The organism is Arthrobacter sp. TJ-217 (assembly GCF_058269255.1).
This window is the reverse complement of the sequence record NZ_JBZCNJ010000006.1, coordinates 156,610-178,846: the sequence shown is the minus strand read 5'-3', so window position 1 is coordinate 178,846 and position 22,237 is coordinate 156,610. Positions and strand designations below refer to the sequence as shown.

General features: G+C 67.9%; 20 protein-coding genes and 1 tRNA gene. 5 read left to right on the top strand and 16 right to left on the bottom strand.

The genetic code is table 11. The annotated features are described in order from the left end of the window. Positions 1–57 precede the first annotated feature (57 nt). Entirely contained in the window at positions 58–1,488 is a 1,431-nt protein-coding gene (locus tag AC4D2R_RS12530; protein ID WP_490940262.1) for a dihydrolipoyl dehydrogenase family protein, read from the top strand. A gap of 43 nt (positions 1,489–1,531) precedes the next feature. Here AC4D2R_RS12530 and AC4D2R_RS12525 read toward each other — a convergent pair whose 3' ends face one another. After that, a complete protein-coding gene (locus AC4D2R_RS12525; protein ID WP_490940261.1) occupies positions 1,532–2,029 on the bottom strand; it encodes a GNAT family N-acetyltransferase in 498 nt (165 codons plus the stop codon). A gap of 86 nt (positions 2,030–2,115) precedes the next feature. Here AC4D2R_RS12525 and AC4D2R_RS12520 point away from each other — a divergent pair, with 86 nt between their 5' ends. Next, positions 2,116–3,213, top strand: a complete 1,098-nt coding sequence (locus tag AC4D2R_RS12520; protein ID WP_490940260.1) for an FUSC family protein — start codon at positions 2,116–2,118, stop codon at positions 3,211–3,213. Here AC4D2R_RS12520 and AC4D2R_RS12515 read toward each other — a convergent pair. The 3 genes from AC4D2R_RS12515 to AC4D2R_RS12505 form a co-directional block, all read right to left on the bottom strand. Then, on the bottom strand, positions 3,210–4,247 hold the full coding sequence (locus AC4D2R_RS12515; RefSeq protein ID WP_490940344.1) for an App1 family protein phosphatidate phosphatase: 1,038 nt from the start codon (positions 4,245–4,247) through the stop codon (positions 3,210–3,212). The genes AC4D2R_RS12520 and AC4D2R_RS12515 overlap by 4 nt on opposite strands. Positions 4,248–4,435: 188 nt before the next feature. Further along, positions 4,436–5,194, bottom strand: coding sequence for a hypothetical protein (locus tag AC4D2R_RS12510; RefSeq protein WP_490940259.1), 759 nt, complete (start codon positions 5,192–5,194; stop codon positions 4,436–4,438). A 218-nt stretch (positions 5,195–5,412) separates the two neighbouring features. Then, positions 5,413–6,327, bottom strand: coding sequence for a glycerophosphodiester phosphodiesterase (locus AC4D2R_RS12505; RefSeq protein ID WP_490940258.1), 915 nt, complete (start codon positions 6,325–6,327; stop codon positions 5,413–5,415). 549 nt (positions 6,328–6,876) lie between these two features. Between AC4D2R_RS12505 and AC4D2R_RS12500 the strand changes: the two genes are divergently transcribed. Further along, entirely contained in the window at positions 6,877–7,311 is a 435-nt protein-coding gene (locus tag AC4D2R_RS12500) for a hypothetical protein (RefSeq protein ID WP_490940257.1), read from the top strand. Between the two features lie 169 nt (positions 7,312–7,480). Continuing rightward, on the top strand, positions 7,481–8,671 hold the full coding sequence (locus AC4D2R_RS12495; protein WP_490940256.1) for a glycosyltransferase: 1,191 nt from the start codon (positions 7,481–7,483) through the stop codon (positions 8,669–8,671). Between the two features lie 153 nt (positions 8,672–8,824). On the opposite strand, the gene AC4D2R_RS12490 is transcribed toward AC4D2R_RS12495, so the two are convergent. The 12 genes from AC4D2R_RS12490 to AC4D2R_RS12435 form a co-directional block, all read right to left on the bottom strand. Further along, positions 8,825–8,900: transfer RNA gene (locus AC4D2R_RS12490), tRNA-Ala, on the bottom strand. Between the two features lie 92 nt (positions 8,901–8,992). Further along, entirely contained in the window at positions 8,993–9,673 is a 681-nt protein-coding gene (locus AC4D2R_RS12485) for a histidine phosphatase family protein (RefSeq protein ID WP_490940255.1), read from the bottom strand. Beyond that, positions 9,670–10,086 (bottom strand): ribosome silencing factor, encoded by a 417-nt coding sequence (gene rsfS / locus AC4D2R_RS12480; protein ID WP_490903562.1) that lies wholly within the window; start codon positions 10,084–10,086, stop codon positions 9,670–9,672. Before rsfS ends, AC4D2R_RS12485 begins: the two co-directional genes overlap by 4 nt. Before the next feature lie 18 nt (positions 10,087–10,104). Next, positions 10,105–11,367 (bottom strand): hypothetical protein, encoded by a 1,263-nt coding sequence (locus AC4D2R_RS12475; protein ID WP_490940254.1) that lies wholly within the window; start codon positions 11,365–11,367, stop codon positions 10,105–10,107. Between the two features lie 7 nt (positions 11,368–11,374). Further along, entirely contained in the window at positions 11,375–12,025 is a 651-nt protein-coding gene (gene nadD / locus AC4D2R_RS12470; protein ID WP_490940342.1) for a nicotinate-nucleotide adenylyltransferase, read from the bottom strand. A 92-nt stretch (positions 12,026–12,117) separates the two neighbouring features. Next, the gene (locus tag AC4D2R_RS12465; RefSeq protein WP_490940253.1) at positions 12,118–12,351 is read right to left on the bottom strand and encodes a hypothetical protein; all 234 of its coding nucleotides are present in this window, start codon (positions 12,349–12,351) and stop codon (positions 12,118–12,120) included. A gap of 102 nt (positions 12,352–12,453) precedes the next feature. Beyond that, positions 12,454–13,827, bottom strand: a complete 1,374-nt coding sequence (locus AC4D2R_RS12460) for a glutamate-5-semialdehyde dehydrogenase (RefSeq protein WP_490940252.1) — start codon at positions 13,825–13,827, stop codon at positions 12,454–12,456. A 97-nt stretch (positions 13,828–13,924) separates the two neighbouring features. Continuing rightward, positions 13,925–15,055, bottom strand: a complete 1,131-nt coding sequence (gene proB / locus AC4D2R_RS12455; protein WP_490940251.1) for a glutamate 5-kinase — start codon at positions 15,053–15,055, stop codon at positions 13,925–13,927. Positions 15,056–15,062: 7 nt separating this feature from the next. Next, positions 15,063–16,646, bottom strand: a complete 1,584-nt coding sequence (gene obgE / locus AC4D2R_RS12450) for a GTPase ObgE (protein ID WP_490940250.1) — start codon at positions 16,644–16,646, stop codon at positions 15,063–15,065. A gap of 120 nt (positions 16,647–16,766) precedes the next feature. Continuing rightward, positions 16,767–17,027: a 50S ribosomal protein L27 gene (rpmA, locus tag AC4D2R_RS12445; RefSeq protein WP_026545518.1), complete on the bottom strand. Its 261-nt coding sequence runs from the start codon at positions 17,025–17,027 to the stop codon at positions 16,767–16,769. 58 nt (positions 17,028–17,085) lie between these two features. Then, positions 17,086–17,394 carry a 50S ribosomal protein L21 gene (rplU, locus tag AC4D2R_RS12440; protein WP_159619839.1) on the bottom strand — a complete coding sequence of 103 codons (309 nt, stop codon included), beginning with the start codon at positions 17,392–17,394 and terminating at the stop codon, positions 17,086–17,088. A gap of 286 nt (positions 17,395–17,680) precedes the next feature. Continuing rightward, positions 17,681–21,082: an Rne/Rng family ribonuclease gene (locus AC4D2R_RS12435; protein ID WP_490940249.1), complete on the bottom strand. Its 3,402-nt coding sequence runs from the start codon at positions 21,080–21,082 to the stop codon at positions 17,681–17,683. A gap of 433 nt (positions 21,083–21,515) precedes the next feature. Between AC4D2R_RS12435 and AC4D2R_RS12430 the strand changes: the two genes are divergently transcribed. Beyond that, complete coding sequence (locus AC4D2R_RS12430) at positions 21,516–22,193, top strand: vitamin K epoxide reductase family protein (protein ID WP_490940248.1); 678 nt, start codon at positions 21,516–21,518, stop codon at positions 22,191–22,193. Positions 22,194–22,237 lie beyond the last annotated feature (44 nt).

The window sequence follows — 22,237 nt, the reverse complement described above, 5'->3', positions numbered from 1 at the left end:
GGACGACAGCTACAGCATAGGCTTGGACCCCGAGCAGCCGTTGAGAAGGTGGATCCGATGGACTCTCCCGATGCAGTGATCGACCTGTTGGTGATCGGCGGTGGAACCGCCGGCCTTGTCGGAGCCACGACCGCCTCCAGCCTTGGCGCCAGCGTGACGCTCGTGGAGCGGCTGCGCACCGGCGGAGACTGCCTGTGGACCGGGTGCGTCCCGTCGAAGACCCTCCTGTGGGCGGCTGCGGCGTCGGCGCGGAGGCGGACCCTCGCCGGGGAGGGGGATGACTACGGCGACGTCAGGGCACGCGTCTCGGCAGCGATCGCGGCGATCGAACCCGACGATTCACCCGAAACACTCCGGGCGGCCGGCGTCGCCGTCCTATCCGGCACCGCCCGCTTCACCTCCCCGCACGAAGCCGACGTCGACGGCCGCAGGATCCGTTTCCGGCAGGCCCTCGTCGCGACCGGCAGCTCTCCCCTGATTCCCGACGTTTCGGGACTGGGTGCGGCGAACGTCGTCACCTCCGAGACCGTCTGGGAACTCGATCACCTACCCGGCCGCCTTGTCATTATTGGCGGTGGGCCCGTCGGCTGCGAGCTGGGCCAGGCGTTTGCGCGCCTCGGCTCGCAGGTGACAATCCTCACCCGGTCAACGCTGCTGCGCCGGGAAGGCGGCCACGCCGCGGCTGCGGTCCGCGCGAGCCTGCAGGCGGACGGCGTCCAGGTTCTTGAGCATGCCGGGATCGACCACGTTGAAAACCACGACGACGGCAGCAGCACCGTCCACACCCGGGACGGCCGCACCTTCGGAGCCGACGTCATCCTGTCCGCCGTCGGACGCCGCGCGAGGACCGAGGACCTGGGCCTGGAGCTCGCCGGCGTCGACCGTGACGGATCGGGCCGGATCCTGGTGGATGCGACAATGCGCTCGTCCCGTCCCTCGATCTGGGCCGCCGGTGACGTGACTGCCTATCCGCAGTACACCCACCTCGCCGGCGTGCACGGAAGCACCGCGGCGTTCAATGCCGTTCTCGGGATCCGCCGCCGTGTCAGCAAGGCCATGCCCCGGGTGACCTACACCTCGCCGGAGGTCGCCGCCGTGGGCGTCACCGAGCCCGCCGGGCCCTGGCACACCACATCGACCTTCCACTTCGCGGACAACGACCGCGCGATCACCGAGCAACGGACGCCGGGGTTCGCGCGGATCATCCTCGACCGGAGGGGAAGGATTCTCGGTGGCACCATCGTCGGGGCGCGTGCCGGGGAGTCCCTTGGGGAACTCACCCTCGCCGTGGAGCGGAAGCTCACGACGCGCGACCTCACTGCCGTGACGCATCCCTACCCGACCTACAACGACGCCTTGTGGAACGCGGCGATCCAGCACGTGCGCGCCGGGCTGCGGAGGCCGGCGCCGAAGACGGCTCTGGATGTCCTGCGCCGTGTGAACCGCTGGCGCGGCAGCCGCTCGGAAGGCGCCAGCCGGCAGGCTTGAACCGCCGGACCGCCGGACCGCCGGACCGCCGGACAGCCGGGCGTCACCGCCAGCGCCTTCGCATCACGACCCGGGGCCATGCCGCAAGCCCCTGCGCCGCTTCGGAGGAGACGATCCGCCGAATCCCTTCGGACCATTCGCTTTCGGGAACGCGCTCGAAGCCGAGCCGGGCATAGTACGGCGCGTTCCAGGGCACGTTCTCGAAGGTCGTGAGCGTTGCACCCTTAAGACCGGCGTCCTCGGCCCACCGGGCAACCTCCTCGATCAGCGACCGCCCGAGGCCACGCCGGGCGTGCGTCGGGTGGACTGTGACCTGCTCGATATGGGCGTGCCCGTCCACCTCGCCCGCCAGGATGTAGGCGACAGGCGTGTCAGCATCGTCGGTGGCAACCCATGCGCGCCCGGCCTCCTGGAAGGCCGCGAGGTGGTCGAGCTCCGGCGGCGGGTCGTCGGCGATGGCGGCCATGCCGATGCTGCGGAACGCCTCGCCCGCCGCGGCCTCGATTGCCTGGAGCCTGTGGAGATCGTCCGGGCGCGCCATTCGCATCACGCCTCAAGTCAACCAGAAGCCGCAGGCGCCGGATCCGTCTTCAGGGGCAATCCAGCCGGCTTTGCAATACTGGCCCGATGGCTACACTTCCAATTCCGGCCCGTACCCGGCTGAAGGGACGCCTTTCCACAGTGCTGCGCCACGCGCGCCTGCAGCTCGCCCTCAAAGCGGCGCTGGCCGCGGGCATCGCCTGGTGGGTCGCCCAGCTGGTGCCGGGCGTCGCGTCCGCCTACCCCTACTACGCGCCACTCGGCGCGCTTGTCAGCATGTACCCGACCGTAGCCGGGTCCGCCCGGGCGGCAGTTGAGACACTGACCGGGCTGGCGGTGGGCATACTCCTCGCGTTTCCGGTGATCTTCCTGGGCAACGCCTCAAGCATCACAGTGGCACTGGTGGTCGGCGCCGGGGTCCTTTTGGCGGGTCTGCCCCGGCTCGGCGCGGGCAGGGACTGGATCCCGATGGCGGCCTTGTTTGTCCTGCTGCTGGGCGGGGACAACGCCGGGAACTATTCGCTTGGGTATTCGCTGCAGATGCTCGTCGGCGTCGGCGTGGGCCTCGCGGTCAACGCGTTGGTGTTCCCGCCGCTTCACCTCAACGGTGCCGCCCAGGGGCTGGAGGAGCTTCGGGCAGCGCTTGCCCGCCAGCTCAGGGACATGGGGGCGGCCATTGAGGAGCAGTGGCCACCCGAGCATGAGGAGTGGGCCTCGCGGAGCAACGGGTTGCTCGGGCTGAGCCAGGAGGTTCGCGCGGCGGTGCAGCTGGCCGACGCGAGCCGACGCGGAAACCTCCGGCAGCGCCGGCACCGCAGGGACGTCGATGCCGACTACCACGCGCTCCAGTCAATGGAACGGGTGGCCTTCTACGTCGAGGACATGACGGAGGTCATCTCTGACGCCATCTGGCGTTCCGAAACCCGGGCGCCGCTTCCCGTGTCCCTCGCCGCTCCGCTGGCCGCAGCCATCGGCCTCACCGCCGAAGCGATTGAGGTGTGGGACGCCCACGACGACTGCCTCATCCGGGCCGAGGCGGCAGTTGATGCGCTGATGCAGGGCGTTCATGCGAGCGCTGCTGAGAAGGAGCGGATCGACGCCGCAGCGACCTCCGGCATGGCGCTGCGGAGGATCCTGCTCACCATCCGGCTCGACACCCACCCGGCGCAGCCGGTGGAGGGCTAGTGCCCGCCTTCGGCGTGGGAGTCCTTGTCGATGATGCCCAGCGCCTCAAGTTGTTCGGACATGCCGGCGCCGTCGGGTGCGTAGATCCAGGGGATTCCCGGGGTCTGGGCCGTGTGGTCGGACTTGGAGCGTCCACCTGCCAGCACAGCTTCGCCGATTGACAGCTGTCGGATGGCGATGGCGCGGACCCGGTCGGGGTGGCGTTGGGCGAAGTCGGCGTAGATCGCTTCGTCGTGCTGGCCGTCGTCGCCGACCAGCAGCCACTTCACCGAGGGGAATTCCTCGGCCAGACGTTCGAGCGAAGTGCGCTTGTGGTCCTGGCCGCTGCGGAACCAGCGGTCGCGGGTGGGCCCCCAGTCGGTGAGCAGTTTTGGCCCGGCCGGGTAGAGGTTGCGGGAGAGGAAGCGGGTAAGCGCGGGCGCTACGTTCCATGCACCGGTCGAAAGGTAGAGGACCGGAGCCGCGGGCATGCTGCGTGTGATGCGCTCATAGAGCACCGCCATGCCCGGGGTGGGGGTACGGGCATGCTCGTCAAGGACGAAGGTGTTCCAGGCTGCAAGGAATGGGCGGGGCAGCGCGGTCACCATGACGGTGTCGTCGATATCGGACACCACGCCGAAGTCCACCGAGTCATCGACAACGCGCATAGGTGCCTCCGCCATCCGGGAATCCCCGGACGTAAGGCGCGCGGTGTGCCACCCGGGCGTCAGGGACACGTCGAGGCGGACATCGATTACTCCGCCGTGGTCGGCCTGCACTTCGAAGGTGGATCCGTTGACGACCACCTTCACGACGGCGTTCTGCACCGGGGCGCTGGTGAAGTTCCTCCAGCCGCGGATCCCCTCCTTCAACGGCTTGAGCGGGCCGGTGCCCTCGATCGGCCCGCTGTCGCGCGGGTGGGCAAGAACCACGCGGGCGAGTACCCGCACCCAGCTCGAGGTGCCGTAGCCGGTGTACGGGATGACCGTTTCGACGTGGCCCCGTTTGCGCGCAAGCTTCCGCTGGAAGGAAAGCCAGGTGTCGTCGAGCCGCATCCCGAGGTGGGTCCGTTCCTTGATCTGCGCCCCGGGAACGTTGGCGCCCGGCTTTTCAGGTTCGGGCGGCGTTGATTCAACAACCGTTTTCTCTTCGGGCTGACGGTCGACTGGCTGCTCGGCAGGACTCGGTGACATGCTCCCCAGTCTGCCATGCCCGGCCGCGTTCGGCGTGTGCTGTCTGTGGTTCAGCCGGCCGGCCGCAGGGAGGTGATCATTTTCTTGATGTCCTTGTACTCGGGGGTCTCCGTATAGGCCTGGGGCGTGTCAACATGCATTGGATTCCCCGGTGTCGTGTCGAAGGGGTCATAGATGCCGGAGAACGTTGCACCGCTGGGCGGCCAGGTGAAGAAATGGAAGATGGGGCACGCCTTCTCCCCGGTCGGCTCCGGACCGGAGGTGATCCCGTACATTGCGATGATCATCTTCTTCGGGTCCGTCTGCGTGTTGTCGGTCCGGGTTTCGAAGGTGAAGCGCGGCACTCCCCCCTCCTGTGCCAGTGCGGGCAGCGGCTCGGAGTCCACCACGGAGTAGTAGTACATTTCAGTGCATTCGGCTCCGGTGACCATGTTGGTGCGGAGCGTCGCGGCGGGCTTTCCCCTATCGGTAAACACCTCGACGGAAACCCCGCCCGGCGCGGCGTCCTCCGGTTTCTCCTCGAGGGTCCACGTGTCGGGATGGTCGAAGGTCAGGCTGCCGTCCGCCGTCGTGTAGGTGGTCCAGCCAGCCGCCGGTTCCGCCGTGGGGGACTCCGTGGCCGGCGTCGGATCTGCTGTCGATGGTGAAGCAGACGGCGTGGCGCCTGAACCGCCGGCAGGCGTGATCGCCGCCGGGCTGTTCCCGGGATCCGCGCCGGGCTCCGATGCCGGCGGCCCGCAGGACACCAGGAGCAGGGCAAGCCCCAGGGCTCCGGAGCGGGCGATGGTTGACGGTCTGGGACGGCGCATCACAACCTCCTCTAGCTGCGGATGATCCGATAATTGTCCGACCGAGGTGTGTCCCAATAAATGAATTCGTCCCGATTGTCACTCAACCGTTGCACAGGATCACGGGACCGCCGCGGACCGGTCCTTCAGGCCGTGACGCAACAAGCCCGGTGCCGGGACGCGCCGCGGATCAGCGGAACGTCCGACACCGGGCCGATGGCTCCAGTGAGACTGGTCGTTTACCGTGCGGCCTTCGCGTCCGTCTTGAGGACGTCGGCGAGAACGGCGGGCTTATTGGTGATGATCCCATCGACCCCGAGCCCGATCAGCGTGCGCATGCGGGCCGGGTCATCCACGGTGTACGGCCAAGTTTCCATCCCGTGCCGGTGAACGGTTTCAACGAAGTCCCGGCCCACCCGTGTGTTGCTCGGGTTGATCTGGTCCGCCCAGGTGGACAGTTCGGCATACTCAGCCGCCTTCGGCGGGCCGCCGAGCAGCCCGGCCGGAACCTCGGGTGCGATCCGGTTGAACTCGCGCATGAAATCCCAGTCGAAGGACTGCACAACGAGCCGCCCGGCTCGGGCATCGGCGTTAAGCCACCCTTCGGAATCGAGTTCGGCGGCGATCTCGGCGCCGATTCCCGGATACAGCTCAGGGCTCTTCACCTCAAGCAGCAGGCCCGCCCTGCCGTGCAGGGTGTCGAGGACCTCCTGCAGTGGGGGGACCTTTGTTCCTTCGAAACGGTTCCCGAACCAGGACCCGGCGTCAAGCGTCTGGATCTCCTCAAGCGTGAAGTCAGCGACTCGATAGGGTGCGCGGGAGGGGAATTTCTCCTCGACGTCGGTGGTACGGCCAAGGGTCGTGTCGTGGATGACGACGAGTTCGCCGTCCAGGGTCCGCTGGACGTCGATCTCGACGAAGTCCGCCTTCACCGCTGCCCCAAGGTCGACGGCGGGGAGCGTGTTCTCCGGTGCGTCGGCCGAGGCCCCCCGGTGCGCAATGACCGTGATGTCGCGGGTGTGCTCCGGCGCCTGCGCTGATGCCGGGCCCACTGCGGCGGAGAGGGCTGCGAGCGTGAGTGAACCGGCAAGGAAGGAACGGAAAAACTGCTTTTGTCGATCGTGTGTGCTCGATTGTGCAGCCAAAGGCGTCACGGACAATCTCCTCGATAGGAAGGTTTATCTAAATTGCGCGTCAGTCACTGCTGACCCAAAAGACTCTTCCGCGCTCATATGGCCATTGCGCAACGGGCGTTGAACCGCAGCGTAAACATCGCCATCCATTGCGTAATAAAGGGTGAACGAGCCACAAAATCGCGGTTCCCGCCATTATTTTCCGACCGCGTGGACGTCGGATTAATTGATCCTCCGGCCCTTTTTTCATGACGTGTCCGCGGGGGCTCAAAGCTAGGGACTATTGGCCCTTTTTTCGCGGCAGGGTGCGACCTAACTTTGCATTACACCACTTGAGGCGGTGGAGGATCGGCTTTGCTGGGGAAGTTCGGACCGACAAGTTGAAAACCGAATCCGTGCGCGCAGAGCTGAGCGGCCCCGGCAATGAAGCCTGGATCCGTAACTGACCCGTGTGCACTTTTCCGGGCGCCACACGGAAGAAATCGCCGGACATCCCGACGTAGCCCGCATGTCACAAAGGCGTATGCCTGATCCACATTTGTCCGGCATTCACGAAAGAGGAAAGCGATCATGAAGAAATCCCTCAGCTGGCGGTTGTTCATCCTTGTTGCCGGGACGCTGTTCGGCCTGCTTGCGGGCATGGGCCTTTCAGCTCCCGCGGTTGCTGCCCCCGTCCAGGTCGCAGCCGGTTATGACCACCACCACGACGACGACGGTGAAGAACTCACGTTGAAGGTCAACCGCGACGGCAAGCTGAAGGTCATTGGCGAAGATTACGATGCCAAGAAGGTGTACGTGAAAATCGTCCAGACCAATCACAAGGGCAAGGACAAGGTAATCGACGAGCGTTACGTACGCACGCACCACGGCGATTTCAAGTTCAACAGCAAGAAGGCCAAGTGCGGCAACGACTACCGGGCGTACAGCTACAGCAAGAAGGACGGCTGGGACAAGAGCAATAAGGTCAAGATTGAATGCGACAATGGCGGTCATCACCACAAATAAGAGGCACCTTGATCAGGCCGCACTGGCCGGATAGGCGTCAGTAAGAAGGCAGGGGACGGACCGGGTGGTCCGTCCCCTGCTCATGTCCGCCGCGGTCACTGTCGCTTTTCCGCACGATACCCTTGTGCGGTTCAAGTCGAAAAACGAACGTCGCAGGGGGCGGGTACCGATGAAAATCATGATGCTCACCGCAGGCTCGCGCGGAGACGTGGAGCCCTTCGTGGCATTGGCGCACGCGGCCGCCGCAAGGGGGCACGATGTTCGCCTCGGCGTACCGGATCATTCCGGTGCTGCGACGACGGATCTCGACGTCGTGAGCCTCAACGTCGATTTCGCACAGCTCATCAGCGACCAGGGCGTTGCCCCGGTGGCCGCGGCACGCGCGTTCCGGACCGTGTTGCGTCCGGCGGTGCAGCGCATGCTCACGAACGCCGTTGAGAAGACACTTGCCTTCACGCCCGATCTGGTCGTCTACCACCCGAAGATCCTCACTGCACCGCACGTTGCCGGGTCCCTCGGGATCCCATCGGTCGTCGTCGAATCGGTCCCCTCGCTCACCCCAACCCGGGAGTTTCCGGCACCCGGTATCGTTACGGCGGACCTGGGGCCCTTCAATCCGCTCACCTACAAGGCGGTGTCCCTCGCCGCGGGGATGTTCCGGCGGGAGATCAGGACGGCGTGCAGGGCCCTGCCTGCCGCTCCCCCACCGCCCGCCCGGGGCCGGGCCTCGGTTCTGCCGATCAGTCCGCAGCTGCTCACCAGGCCGCGCGACTGGCCGGCAGACGCGCATCTGACCGGGTACTGGGACAAGGTGGTGCCGCCCGGGGAGCCGGACCCCGAGCTCGAGGCATTCACCGCCGGAGGCGCTTATGTGTACGCCGGGTTCGGTTCGATGAAGGCCGGTGACCCCGAGCAGCGGGCGAGGGTGGTCATCAACGCCGCCCGCGGGCAGGGATTGAGGGTGGTGGTCACCACCGGCTGGGGAGGACTTGAGGTGCCTGATACCCACTGCGGTGAGGATGTGCTCGTGCGTCAATCGGTGGTCCATGAACACGTTCTGCCGCGGGCCGTGGCGGCGCTCCACCACGGCGGAGCGGGAACCGTGCACGCCGTCGCGCGTGCGGGCGTCCCTTCGGTTGTGGTTCCCTTTATCGCCGACCAGCCGTTCTGGGGGCGCCTTCTCCACCGTCGGGGGCTTGCACCGGAACCGATTCCGTTCCGCCACCTGACCGCGGCCAGGCTCGGGGAGGCGCTGAGCTTCACGGAGTCGCTGCGCGGCCACGCACGGGAGGTGGGCGGCAACATCCGCAAAGAGAACGGCCTGGCCGTTGCTGTCGGTGTGCTCGAGGATCTGGTGTAGACCTCGTTTACCAGCCATAAAGAAGCCCACCATTGCCAGCACCGGTTCCTCGGCCTTGTCGGCCAGTGGATGGTCACCTAGTTTCCGCGAGCCCGCTTCCGTCAACGAAAAACCGCCAGGACCTGGGAGATTTCCCTGATCCTGGCGGTGAATTGGTGGAGCTGAGGGGACTCGAACCCCTGACCCCCTGCATGCCATGCAGGTGCGCTACCAGCTGCGCCACAGCCCCAATCCTTGCCGCTTCCGCCTTACCGGCCGGAGCAACTTGTTCAGTTTAGTAAATTTTCCCGTCCCTGCAAAATCGGCGACAAAACGCCGATCTCAGCCCTCCAAAGGCTCGGCGGGAAGGGACCCGAGACCCACATTGTGCTCCCGCAGCTGCCACGAATACAGCGCGTCTGGCCGGCGCACCTGTTCGTCGACAACGGACCAATGGCAGTTTGAGACTCCCGACAGGGCACCCCAGGTCGACGACGGAAGACCCATCATTGCCGCGATTCCGGCCCGGATGGCACCACCGTGGCTGACGACCACGATGAGCTGCCCGGGTTCCAGGGCACCCACTGCCTCCGTGGTCGCCTCAAGCATGCGCTGCCCCACGTCTTCGCGGTTCTCCGCTCCCCCGGCCCTCACCGTGGGGTCGCCACCGCGCCAGGCGGCGTTTTCCTCGGGGAAGCGTTGGTCAATCTGGTCGAAGGTCAGCCCCTGCCATGCCCCGGCGGCGGTTTCCCTCAGGCGTTTGTCCAGCGCCACGTCGAGACCGGTGAGGTCGGCGAGGGCGTACGCGGTATCGGCTGCCCGGCTGAGGTCGGATGACACAATGCGTGCGGGGTCCAGGCGCGCCAGCAGAACCGCCGCGCGGGCGGCCTGGCGCCTCCCTACGGCGTCGAGTGCTATGTCTTCCTGGCCCTGGAACCGCCCGCCGTGGTTCCATGCGGTGCGCCCATGCCGCCAAAAAACGACCCTGCGCGCGGCAGGGTCGTCATGGGCGTGTCGATTCACTCCGCCTCGGGGCTGGCGGCAGGTGTGGTGCTTTGAGGAGAGCTCTGCAGCGATCCCTCAAGCTGAAGGTCGACGGAGGGGCAGTCGTTCCAGAGGCGCTCGAGGGCATAGAACACGCGGTCCTCCTCGTGCTGCACGTGGATGACGACCTCTGCGTAGTCGAGCAGCACCCAGCGCCCCTCGCTGCGTCCCTCACGCCGGACCGGCTTAAGGCCCTGCTTCGAAAGCTCTTCTTCAATGCCGTCGACAATCGCATTGACCTGGCGTTCACTCGGCGCCGAAGCGATGAGGAAAACGTCGGTGATCGCCAGCCGTTCGCTGACGTCGATTGCGATAATGTCCTGGGCAATTTTGTCCACCGCGGCGTGTGCCGCGGTACGGGCAATCCCGATGGACGATTCGGTAGCGCTCACTGATCTCCTTGTGTGTGGTCAGCCGCCGAAGCTGCCGACAATCATCATGATTCCGGTTAGTAGTGCCAAGACACCCAACCCGAGAATTGAATACTGCGTATATTTCGTGCGCTTGACCCGCGCCAACCCGGCAGTCATTGCGTCGAGCGGGTCGAGTCCGTGCGCGGCCCTGGCATGGACCGGCGTGCCGCCGTCGGCTGGCTGCCCCGACGCCATCGACTCCGCGCGTGCGAGCACGCGGGAGCGTCTGTCGGACCGGGGGCTGCCGCCGGGCAGGTCCGCGTTTCCGGGCTGCGGCGCAGGCGCGCCGGTGACCACGGGGATGTGGGACGTGGTTGGAGCCTTGAGTACCGGGCGGTTGACGCCCGGCACGCGGACGTACTCGGCCGGGGCGACGATCGAGAGGTTGTGCGCCGTCGTCGGGTCATTGACCTGCGGACGGCGTTGCTGGTTCTCTTCCGAAAGCTGCTGGATCTTCTGCGCCCTGCTGTTGAGCACTGCGGCACGCTCGGCGAGGGCCTTCTGCTGGGCGAGGAGCTCAAGGTCGACGGCGAAGGGGTCGTCGTTGTTCGCGGCCTCCATCATCGCAACCTGATTCCGGGCCTGGCCGATAATCGCTTCACGGGCCGCAAGGGCCTGTTCCACACTGAGGTCTCCGGCGGGAAGCGCGCCGGCCCGGGCCTCGGCGGAGGCACCGGTCTGGGGGTCCGCGGTGTCGAGCCGGCGGCGCCGGTCCCTCCGTCCGCCTGGCCGTACTCCGTTCACTTCCCTTCGGCGCTCAACACCGTCCCAGACCTCCGCCGGCTTTACGGCAGTCGAACCGGAGGGGCCCCCCTTCACCGTTGGCCCGCCGGGCTCAGACGTGCTTCCCGCACCAGCAGCGGGGGCAGGCGGGCCGGACACCGGGGCGGGTGCGGGGGATGCCGGATCGGCGGGCTCCGTCCCGGTCTGTGCGGCTTGCTGCTGCAGGCGCAGCTGCCGTCGTGTGGGCATTGCCTCGCGGACGACGGCGTCGGGCGTGCCGGACTGTTCGGCAAGCGCCCGGTAGGTACGGAGGGCTTCCCGGTCGCGTGCCCGCGCCAGCGAAACCCGCTCCCGCGGCGCGGCGGAGGCGGGCGCGTCGACGGGCGTCTGGGCTGCCCGCCTGCTTCGCCGGACCTCCCCCGCCGTGCCGGTTGCTGCTCCGCCGGAGGTGTCGCCGGCGTCGGATGAGGCCCCCGGAGCATCCGCGGCCTCGGCGTTGGCGCGGATGGTGGGGTCGTCGTCGTTAGCCTTGCTCATTGCCTTCTCATCCGCTTGTCTGCTGGACCGCACCGGTTGTGCCGCCACGGTGCGTCGCCCCCAGGGGGGCACTGTTGGTCGGCGTGCCGACGGGAGCCTCACCCATGCTGCGGTAGAGGCCGTGCTTGCCGATGTACTGCACCACCCCGTCCGGAACCAGGTACCAGACGGGCTCGCCCTGTGCGACCCGCCGACGGCAGTCCGTCGAGGAGATGGCCATGGCCGGAACCTCGAGGAGGCTCACGTCGCGCCCACCCCCGTCCAGTTCATGGCCCGGGCGGGTCACCCCAATGAAGTGCGCCAGGGACCACAGCTCCTCGACGTCCTTCCAGGAGAGGATCTGGGCCATCGCGTCGGCCCCGGTGATGAAGAACAGCTCCGCCTCGGGACGCTGCGCCCGCAGGTCCCGCAGGGTGTCGATCGTGAACGTGGGCCCCGGCCGGTCGATGTCGACGCGGCTGACCGTGAAGTCGGGGTTCGATGCCGTCGCGACAACGGTCATCAGGTACCGGTCCTCGGCGGGGCTGACATCGCAGTCGGCCTTCTGCCACGGCTGGCCGGTGGGGACGAACACAACCTCGTCAAGGTCGAAGACCGCAGCTACCTCGCTCGCGGCAACGAGGTGGCCGTGGTGGATGGGGTCGAATGTTCCGCCCATGACACCCAGCCGCCAGGGACGCCCGTCCCGGTGCCTTCTGGGCTCGCCCACGGGCGGCCGCTTTCCTCTGTCCGTCGAATCACCCAAGGTATCTAGCGCCGGGCTTGGCCGTGGTCGTGCTTGTTGGGGTGCTGCTTGTGGGGGTCGAGGTGCTCTTCCGTCGCTTCGTGGCGGTTGCCGAGGTTGGAAAAGGAGACGGTGACGATCATGAGGGCCAGGAGGGCTCCCATGACGATCAGGGCGTAGGTGAGAGCCGGCATCGGCAATTCGGCGTGCTCCGCGACCTCACCTGCGAGAACCACGGCGTCGGCGTAATGAGTGAGCATATTTTTCCCCTTGAATCTATTGTCGGCCCGCCGGGGCACCCAGGCCGGCGCGGAGGTTCCCTACCATGTTACGCGTTGGCTGAACGGCCGGGTGCACACGCCTCACTCGCGTACCTGCCCCTCCCCCTGGATGATCCACTTCGTGGTGGTCAGTTCGGTCAGCCCCATGGGCCCGCGGGCGTGCATCTTCTGGGTGGAGATGCCCACCTCGGCGCCGAGGCCCAGTTCACCGCCGTCAACGAAACGCGTCGACGCGTTGACCAGCACCGCAGCCGAATCGACCCCGGCGATGAAGCGTTCCGAGCTGGCCAGACTGTTCGTAATAATCGCTTCGCTGTGGCCGGTGCTCCAGCGCCGGATGTGATCCATTGCCTCATCGACCGAATCGACCGTTGCCACAGCGAGGTCGAGTGCCATGTATTCGGTGGCCCAGTCGTCGTCGGTTGCCGCTGCGGCGGAGACCCCTTCCGGGAGGGCGGCGCGGGTCCGCTCGTCCGCGTGCAGCCGCACACCCGCCTCGCTGAGGCGCCGAAGCACCTCGGGCGCCGCGACGGCATCGCGGTGGATCAGCAGGGTCTCGACCGTGTTGCACACGCTGGGGCGCTGGGTCTTGGCGTTCAGCAGGATGCGTACCGCCATTTCGGGATCGGCTGTTGCGTCGAGGAAGATGTGGACGTTGCCTTCGCCCGTTTCGATGACGGGCACCGCGGCTTCCCGCACCACGGTCTGGATCAGCTCCCGCCCGCCGCGGGGAATGAGAACGTCGATGCGCCCCCGTGCTGCCATGAGGGTCGCGGCGCCTTCGCGGCCGTACGCGTCGACGCTAAGCACGGCGTCGGCGGGAAGGCCCAGCTCCTGCAGCGCGTCACGGATGATCCCGATGAGTGCGGCGTTGGTGTGTTCCGCGGCGCTGCCGCCGCGAAGGATCACGGCATTGCCGCTCTTCAGGGCGAGGCCTGCGATGTCGACCGTGACATTGGGCCGCGCCTCGTAGATCGCCGCGACGACGCCGAGGGGCACCCGCACCTGGCGCATGCGCACGCCGTTGGGAAGGGTCTGCCCGCGGACGGCGGCTCCCACCGGGTCGGGGAGGACGGCGAGTTCCTCAAGGGCGCTGGCGAGTCCGGCGACGCGTGCTGGGGTCAGGGTGAGCCGGTCAAGCAGGTAGGCGGAGGTGCCTTTCGCCTCGCCGGCCGCGACGTCGCGGGCGTTCGCGGCGAGGACCGCGTCCTGGCGCTCCACGAGGGCTGCGGCGATCCTGCGCAGCGCCGCGTCCTTGCGGGCGCGCGTTGCCGAGGCCAGCGTCCGGGATGCTTCCCGGGAGCGGTCGGTGATGTCGTGAACGGCCGCTGCGACCCCCGCCGCAGCATCATTCCGGTTACCGGCGGGCGGCTCCGTGGAGATTGCCTCCTGCGGGGAAGCGTCCGCTATGGTGCTGCGGGCCATGACGCCGGGCGCGGTGTTCGTGTCAGTCATGTCCCAAGTCTAGCGAGGGGTGCGCCGTCGCTCCTGTGGAGTCCGGCATGCGGAAGGCCCGGCGGCCGGCCCGGCGTGTCGCGCGCTGGTCCCGCCCCTAGATGACGACGAGGTCGTTGACGTGGACCACCGAGCGCTCGTACTCGTGCCCCATTTCCTTCGCGAGGTCGCGCGTGGATCGGCCGAGCATTGCCGGCAGTTCAGTTGAGCTGTAGTTGACGAGGCCCCGTGCCACAACGCCGCCTGCCGTGGTGACCATCTCGACGGGATCGCCGGGCTCGAAGTCCCCGCGCACTGAGACGATGCCGGCGGGAAGCAGCGAGCGGTGGTTCTCCCCCACCGCCTTGGCCGCGCCGTCGTCGAGGACGAGGGTGCCCTGGATGCGGGCGAGGTGGGCCAGCCACAGGCGACGGATCGGCTGGCGCCTGCCGTTGGCGCTGAACCAGGTTCCGACGTCGGCCCCCTCGAGTGCCTGCGCGGCGTTGGCGGCGGAGGTGACGAGGGCGGGGATTCCCGATTCGGCGGCGATCGTTGCGGCCTCGACCTTCGTGACCATCCCGCCGGTGCCGATTCCGGCCTTGCCGATCCGGCCGATCGTTACGCCCTCAAGATCGGCGGGGGAATCCACCCGGGAAATCCGGCGGGCGCCTTCCTTGGGCGGACCGTCGTAGAGCGCGTCGACGTCCGAGAGCAGGATCAGGGCGTCGGCCTTGACCAGGTGCGCCACGAGCGCGGCGAGCCGGTCGTTGTCGCCGAAGCGGATCTCGTGGCTCGCCACAGTGTCGTTTTCATTGACGATGGGCACGACGCCGAAATTGAGCAGCCGCTCCATGGCCCGGTGCGCGTTGGCGTAGTGGGACCGGCGGATGAGGTCGTCGGCGGTGAGCAGCACCTGGCTCACGGTGACCCCGTGGGCGCCGAAGGCCTGGGTGTAGCGGGCCATGAGCAGGCCCTGCCCAACGCTCGCCGCCGCCTGCTGCGCCGAGAGCTGGGCCGGACGCCGCGAGAGTCCCAGCGGCGCCAGGCCCGCGGCGATGGCGCCCGAGGACACCAGGATCACCTCGGTGCCGGCGATCCTGCGCGCGGCGAGGATGTTGGAAAGGCTCACCAGGGCCGCGGTGGAAATCCCGCCGGTGACCGAGGTCAGGGAGGAGGATCCAACCTTGACCACGATCCTGCCGGCATCCCTGAGCCCGGCACGCTCAGTGAGCGGGTGTTCAGCGGCCATGGCTCCCCTACGCTTGGTCTCCGGCGTCGTCCGGCTGCCGTACAGCCGGGCTTTGCTTCTTCTTGTTGACGGATTCGGTCCAGATCCCGGCCTTGCGGTCGGCTTCGAGGTCGGCGCGGGCGGCGGCCTTGGCCTCCTTGCGCTCCTGGTACTCCTCGCGCTTCTGCTCGCGGGTGGGGCGGACGTATTCGGCAAGGCGCAGGTCGGTGCCGCGCGGGCCCGCCAGCAGCTCGGCGCCGCCCATCATTGTGGGCTCCCAGTCGAACACGACGCCGTCGCCCTCACCGATGACGACCGTGTCGCCGGGCTTGGCGCCGGCCTTGAACAGCTGCTCCTCGACGCCGAGCTTCGCGAGCCGGTCGGCGAGGTAGCCGACCGCTTCGTCGTTGGTGAAGTCGGTCTGCTTGACCCAGCGCTCGGGCTTCTCCCCGAGCACCCGGAACAGCGGCAGGGCGTCCTTTTCCTCGTTGCGGATGCGGAATCCGGCGGAGTTGACGGCGCGGGGGCGCAGCACGGGGGGCGCGACCTTCGGCGGTGCGGCCTTGACGGCGTCGCGGGCAGCCTGGACGATCTCGGCCATCGCGAACCCGAGCTGGCGCAGCCCCTCGTGGCTCGCCGCGGAGACCTCGAACACGCGGTAGCCGCGCGACTCGAGTTCGGGGCGCACGAAGGCGGCCATGTCGCGGCCGTCGGGCACGTCGACCTTGTTCAGCACCACGAGGCGCGGGCGCTCGTTCAGGGGAACGACTTCGCCGTCGGACCCGGCGAAGCTCATGTCGACGGCGTACTTGTCGAGTTCGCGTTCGATGACGGCGAGGTCGTTGAGCGGATCGCGGTCCGTTTCAAGCGCGGCCGTGTCGAGGACGTGGACCAGGGCCGCGCAGCGCTCAACGTGGCGCAGGAAGTGGTGCCCGAGCCCCTTGCCTTCGCTGGCGCCCTCGATGAGCCCGGGGACGTCGGCGATGGTGAACCGGGTTGCGCCGGCCTGGACCACGCCCAGGTTCGGCACGAGCGTGGTGAACGGGTAGTCGGCGATCTTGGGCCGGGCGGCTGACATCGCGGCGATCAGGCTCGACTTGCCGGCGGACGGGAAACCGACCAGGGCGATGTCGGCAATCGACTTCAGCTCGAGGACGACATCGCGCTCATCACCGGGAATGCCCAGCAGGGCGAACCCCGGGGCCTTGCGCTTCTGGGAGGACAGCGAGGAGTTCCCCAGGCCGCCCTGCCCGCCGGCGGCAGCAACGAACTCTGCGCCTTCTCCGACGAGGTCGGCCAGGACGGTGCCGTCCTTGGACTTCACGACGGTGCCGTCGGGGACGGGGAGGATGAGCGTCTCACCGTTTTTGCCACCGCGCCAGTCGCCCATGCCGTTGCCGCCGTTTGTGGCGTGCCGGTGCGGGGCGTGGTGGTAGTCGAGCAGGGTGGTGGTCTGCGGGTCGACCCGCAGGATCACGTCTCCGCCGTCGCCGCCGTTGCCGCCGTCGGGCCCGCCGAGGGGCTTGAACTTCTCGCGCTTGACGGACACGCAGCCGTGGCCGCCTGTGCCGCCGGAAACGTGCAGGACTACTCGGTCAACGAAGCTGGCCACGTTGATCTCCTTCTAAAATGCTTCACTGTGCCGGGTCTAATCGGCTTAAAAGAAGGCGGGGCGAGCCGTTTCGGCTCACCCCACCTCAATGCTTGGAGCATCGTGCGTTGGAAGCGGGAATTACTCCGCAGCTGCTCCAACGATGTTCACGACGCGGCGCCCGCGGCGCGTACCGAATTCAACGGCACCTGCCTCGAGGGCGAACAGCGTGTCATCCCCGCCGCGGCCAACATTGGCACCGGGGTGGAAGTGGGTTCCGCGCTGGCGGACGATGATTTCGCCAGCCTTGACGACCTGGCCGCCGAAGCGCTTTACGCCGAGGTACTGCGCGTTTGAGTCGCGGCCGTTGCGAGTGGAGCTCGCGCCCTTCTTATGTGCCATGAGTTATGCCTGCCTTCGCTGAAGATACTGTTTGACCGACCGAGCAACCTGAAGAAGGTTACGCGATGCCTGTGATTTTGACTCGGGTCAGCTCTGAACGGTGACCCTGGCGCTTCTTGTAGCCGGTCTTGTTCTTGAACTTCTGAATGACAATCTTCGGGCCGCGAAGATTCTCGACGATCTCGGCAGTGACAGTAACCTTCTCGAGGTCCTTCGCTGCTGAGGTAACCTTGTCGCCGTCTACCAGAAGGAGGGCAGGCAGCGCAAAGGTGCTTCCTGCCTGACCGGTGACGCGGTCAAGGGTAACGAGGTCTCCAACGGAAACCTTTTCTTGGCGGCCGCCTGCGCGGACAATCGCGTACACCACTTGGGAACTCACTTCTCTCGACATTCTTGACAACTAATTTCAAAAACTGATTGCGCACTGGGCTGGCATCCTTCGAGGACGCGCATCAAACACCGTGTCTGCGCTGTGGATCTACACCCCGGAAACACCGGTTGAAAGGCGATCGCACCGAAGATCAAGGTTACGCCAGCGGGGCACCTTCCCGCAAATTAGGCCAGCCTGCGGCGCGCCGGAGCGCGTCAGCCGGTGCCCTGCCGCCCCGGCGCCGGACCCGTTCGGGTTCCGGCCCCGGGGGCTGCGTGCGGGTCTAGAGCTCCGAGGCCGGGATGCCTACCCCAAGGATCATCGGCTCGGCTTCATCGGCCGCGGGACGCTGGACGGGCCCGCCGGCACGTGCCACGTGCTGCTGGCCGTTCTGCCGCCCCTCCCCCTGCGGGGAGTCCGCAACGGTTTCGATTGCGGCGCTTAAGGCCGTTCCCTGGGCGCTGCCCGCCCGGCGCCTCGCCTTACGGCGGGGCTGCTGGGCCGGCTGCTCGCTGGCCGCAGGCCTGGTCGTCCGCTGACCGGTTCCCGCATCGGTTCCGGCGTCGGTTCCGGTGACGTCGGTTTCCGCGCTGCGGGCGGCGCCTTCGTCGGCGGGCCCGGCGTCGGCGGTTTGCGCCTCAGTGGTGCCGGTCACCTCGACGCGCGCCGCGGAGGCCCTCCGGCTGCTGCGCGTACGCCGCGTGCCGGCTTCGGGTGCGTCGCCCGGCTTCCGGTCGAACGCCTCCGCGAGGCTGTCCAGGGTGAGTTTCGGCCGTTCGGCGTCGGCCGTGACCGATACCTCCGCGCGGGGCAGGGTGACCGTTTCACCGTTGATGGTCAGGACGGCGCCGGACACCTCGACAGTGTTCTCCGGTGCGGCCTCGTCTTCGTGGCCTTCGTGGGCGGCGTGGGTTGCGGCGGCGATGCTGGCCAGGGCGGCGCGTGCCGCTTCGGCCTTCGCTGCCCGCTCCGGGCTGTCGACCCGGGCCTCAGCCACCGGCTGCGCCTGCTGCTCCTCGGCCTGCTCGGATCCGCGTCCGCGGCTTCGCTTGCGCTCGCTGCGGGACATCTTCTCCTGGCGGAGGTGCTGCTGGTGGTTCTCCGTTGAGACAGCGTGACGGCGGTGTTCGACGGGCTCGTCCTGGGTGACGACGCCGCGCCCGGCGCAGTGCTCGCAGGTCTCCCCGAATACTTCGAGCAGCCCGGTGCCCATGCGCTTGCGGGTCATCTGGACGAGGCCGAGCGAAGTCACCTCGGCGACCTGGTGCTTGGTGCGGTCGCGCCCGAGGCACTCGACGAGGCGGCGCAGGACGAGGTCCCGGTTCGCTTCGAGGACCATGTCGATGAAGTCAATCACGATGATTCCGCCGATGTCGCGCAGCCGGAGCTGGCGCACCACCTCTTCGGCGGCTTCGAGGTTGTTCTTGGTCACCGTCTCTTCGAGGTTTCCGCCGCTGCCGGTGAACTTTCCGGTGTTGACGTCCACGACGGTCATCGCCTCGGTGCGGTCGATGACGAGCGAACCGCCGGAGGGCAGGTATACCTTCCGGTCAAGGGCCTTCTGGATCTGCTCGTCGATCCTGCTTGCTGTGAAGATGTCATCGCTCGAGGTCCACTTCTCGAGGCGGCCCACAAGGTCGGGGGCAACGTACATTACGTATGCCTCGATCGTGTCCCAGGCTTCCTCGCCCGACACCACGAGCTTGGAGAAGTCCTCGTTGAAGACGTCCCGGACCACCTTGATGGTGAGGTCGGGCTCGCCGTAGAGCAGTTCGGGGGCAAGGGTCTTTGTGGAGGAGGACTTCCGCTCGATCTCCTCCCACTGGGCCCGCAGCCGGTTGATGTCGTGGGTCAGTTCCTCTTCGCTTGCGCCCTCGGCGGCGGTGCGCACGATCACGCCGGCGTTCTCGGGAAGCCGGTCCTTGAGGATGCGCTTGAGCCGGTTCCGCTCGACGTCGGGCAGCTTGCGGGAGATGCCGGTCATCGATCCGCCCGGCACATACACAAGGTAGCGGCCGGGGAGGGAGATCTGGCTGGTGAGCCGTGCACCCTTGTGGCCGACGGGGTCCTTGGTGACCTGCACGAGCACCGAATCGCCGGACTTGAGCGCGAGCTCGATCCGCCGGGGCTGGCCGTCGAGTCCTGCGGCGTCCCAGTTGACCTCGCCGGCATAGAGCACGGCGTTGCGGCCGCGTCCGATGTCGATGAATGCTGCTTCCATGCTCGGCAGCACGTTCTGGACCTTGCCGAGGTACACGTTGCCGATCAGCGAATCCTGCTGCGTGTTGGACACGAAGTGCTCGGCGAGGATGCCGTCCTCGAGGACCCCGATCTGGATCCTGTCGTCGCGCTGGCGGACGACCATCTGCCGGTCGACCGATTCGCGCCGGGCCAGGAATTCGGCTTCCGTGATGACCTGGCGGCGGCGGCCGGTGTCGCGGGATTCGCGGCGCCGCTGCTTCTTCGCTTCGAGGCGGGTTGAGCCCTTGACGCTGGTGACCTTGTCGGACGGCGCCTCGCTGCTCTGGCGCGGGGCGCGGACCCGGGTGATGGTGTTGGGCGGATCATCGCCCTCTCCGCCGGTCAGTTCGAGGTCCTGATCGCCGCGGCGGCGCCGCCGGCGGCGCCGGGAGGTCACTCCGTCGGCTCCCTCTGCCGGTGCCCGCGGCGTGCCGTCCTCGCTGTCGAGGGACTCGGAGGAGTCGTCGCCTGCGTCGTCCTGGCCGTTGTCGGCGCGGCTGCGTCCGCGGCTGCGGCGGCTGCGGCGTCGACGGCGGCCGCCGTCTTCGGCGTCGTCGTCGTCATCCTCTGCGTCCTCCGGGGATGCGGCGGTGACCCTCACCGCTGGAACCGCCGCGCTCAGGTCGGGGGCGTGGAAGAGGAGGGCGAGCGGTGACTCGGGAATCGCGAACGGATCGGCGAAGGCGGGTACGCTGCTGGATTCTTCGGCCTCTGCCGGGGGCTCTTCCGCGGCCCCGGCAGCGGCGTCGGTGGCCTCCTCGGCGCCGTCGAGCGCCTTGCCGTCTTCGGGTGCGCTGGACGGGCCGGCGGCCTCCTCAGCGGGCTCCGCCGCCTTGGCGCGGGTCGCACGCGTGGTTCGGGGGCTCCGGCGCGCGCGGGCCGGCTTCTCGGTGGCCGCTGCTTCGGCGTCTGCGTCCTCGGAAGGCGCGGCCGGGGCCGTTGCCTCAGCGACTGCTTCGGCCACGGGCTCGGTCACGGCTTCCGTTGCCGGCGGCGTAGACGCGGCGGGGCCGGCTTCGGCGGTTGCGGCCCTGCGGCGGGTCCGCGTGGCCTTGGCCTTCACGGGAGCGGCGGTTTCGGTGGCCTCGGACACGGAGTCCCCGGGTGCAGGCACGGCGGGGGCTTCGGAAGGATGGCCGGCCCGGGTCTCCGCGGGTGCTTCGGCTGTCTTGCGTGCGCGGGTCGGGCGGCGGCGTGGCTGCTCGGCAGCCGGTTCCGGCTCGGCACCTGAGGTGTCGGCACCCGCGGCGGTGGTGGCAGCTGCGGTGGTTGTGGCTGCTGCGGCGGCTGGCTGCGCCGCGGCGGCTGGCGCGCCGGCCGGCGACGATGCCGCGCGCCGCACCCGTGGCGCCTTCTTGGCGGGCGGGGCCGCGGCCGAGGCCACCTGCTCCGTGCTGTCCGCCGCTGTTGCCTGTTCGTTCAACTGCTGTTCTGACTGATCCATGTATTAAGCTCCAGCCCCTGCGGCACCGGCCACATTCCAGCGCCCAAGGGGGCAGTATGTCGGCCGTCCGCGGGCCTTACGCCCTTGCGGCGACCGGAAGTCGTCATTGTGTCGTTTGAGGTCGCACCGGCAATGGGGTGCGGCATCACTCAAAGACCAGCGGCGCTTTTCCAACTCATCCGTGGTCTTCACGGTGCGTCTGCGCGGCGGATTCCGATCACCCCCACCGGGATTGGTGGGCCGGTGTGCCGGAAGCATCGCCTGCAGAGTGGAAGCCTGTCACTGGACCGGAACGGGAATGTGGTTCCCGCACCAGCCACCGCAATTGTCTCATACCGGCGTGAAAAACCGCCGGTCGGGCGGCTAGACTCGCGGGACCGGCCGCGGGTGGAAGACCCCAGCGGCCCGCCGGTTTGAGGATCAGGGAACACGCATGGCGCACCAAATGCAGCACCCCTCCGGGGAGGGAGGTTCCCCGTCCCCCGGGCAGGGCACTTCACATGACGGGCTGGGCCCGGAGCCCCGGCGCGGGAGCGGACCACCTTCCGACCGCCGGTTCGCCGCGGTGCTGATCATCGCCGGGATCCTCGGCTGGCTTGCCTCCGCTCAGCTCACCTTGGAGCGGCTCGCCGTCTACGCCGACCCCGGGTACGTCACGAGCTGCGACCTCAACCCGTTCGTCTCCTGCGGCGCAGTGTTCCGGACCTGGCAGGCGCAGGTTTTCGGTTTCCCGAATCCGCTGCTTGGGATCGTCGCGTTCGCCGTGGTGGCCACCACCGGCATGGCGCTGCTCGCCGGGGCGCGCCTTAACCGCTGGTACTGGCTGTGGTTCCAGGGCGGGGTGACCGCCGGAGCGCTCTTCACGGCGTGGCTGTGGTACCAGGCGCTCTTTGAGATCTCACTGCTGTGCATCTACTGCATGGTGGTGTGGGCGGTGATGATCGTGCTCACCGTCCGGGTCACCGCCCGCAATGCCTCCTCCGGGGTCCTTCCGGTGGGACGGGGCGCCGCCGGCTTCCTCTCCGAGTGGACCTGGGTGATCATCGCGGTGCTGCTTCTGGCGGCAGCGGCGTCGGTGTTCCTGCGCTTCGCCGGCGCCCTGGTGGGGTGAAAGCACCCTCCCCCCGCATCCAGAACGCACAACGGACCGACGAA

Coding starts and splice junctions, on each gene's coding strand:
- AC4D2R_RS12530 (WP_490940262.1), top strand. CDS start 58: ATGGACTCTCCCGATGCAGTGATCGACCTGTTGGTGATCGGCGGTGGA.
- nadD (WP_490940342.1), bottom strand. CDS start 12,025: ATGGGCGGAACATTCGACCCCATCCACCACGGCCACCTCGTTGCCGCG.
- rpmA (WP_026545518.1), bottom strand. CDS start 17,027: ATGGCACATAAGAAGGGCGCGAGCTCCACTCGCAACGGCCGCGACTCA.
- AC4D2R_RS12435 (WP_490940249.1), bottom strand. CDS start 21,082: ATGGATCAGTCAGAACAGCAGTTGAACGAACAGGCAACAGCGGCGGAC.
- AC4D2R_RS12510 (WP_490940259.1), bottom strand. CDS start 5,194: ATGCGCCGTCCCAGACCGTCAACCATCGCCCGCTCCGGAGCCCTGGGG.
- AC4D2R_RS12515 (WP_490940344.1), bottom strand. CDS start 4,247: ATGCGGCTCGACGACACCTGGCTTTCCTTCCAGCGGAAGCTTGCGCGC.
- AC4D2R_RS12525 (WP_490940261.1), bottom strand. CDS start 2,029: ATGGCGCGCCCGGACGATCTCCACAGGCTCCAGGCAATCGAGGCCGCG.
- AC4D2R_RS12520 (WP_490940260.1), top strand. CDS start 2,116: ATGGCTACACTTCCAATTCCGGCCCGTACCCGGCTGAAGGGACGCCTT.
- AC4D2R_RS12460 (WP_490940252.1), bottom strand. CDS start 13,827: ATGACTGACACGAACACCGCGCCCGGCGTCATGGCCCGCAGCACCATA.
- AC4D2R_RS12475 (WP_490940254.1), bottom strand. CDS start 11,367: ATGAGCAAGGCTAACGACGACGACCCCACCATCCGCGCCAACGCCGAG.
- AC4D2R_RS12495 (WP_490940256.1), top strand. CDS start 7,481: ATGAAAATCATGATGCTCACCGCAGGCTCGCGCGGAGACGTGGAGCCC.
- proB (WP_490940251.1), bottom strand. CDS start 15,055: ATGGCCGCTGAACACCCGCTCACTGAGCGTGCCGGGCTCAGGGATGCC.
- AC4D2R_RS12430 (WP_490940248.1), top strand. CDS start 21,516: ATGGCGCACCAAATGCAGCACCCCTCCGGGGAGGGAGGTTCCCCGTCC.
- AC4D2R_RS12500 (WP_490940257.1), top strand. CDS start 6,877: ATGAAGAAATCCCTCAGCTGGCGGTTGTTCATCCTTGTTGCCGGGACG.
- AC4D2R_RS12465 (WP_490940253.1), bottom strand. CDS start 12,351: ATGCTCACTCATTACGCCGACGCCGTGGTTCTCGCAGGTGAGGTCGCG.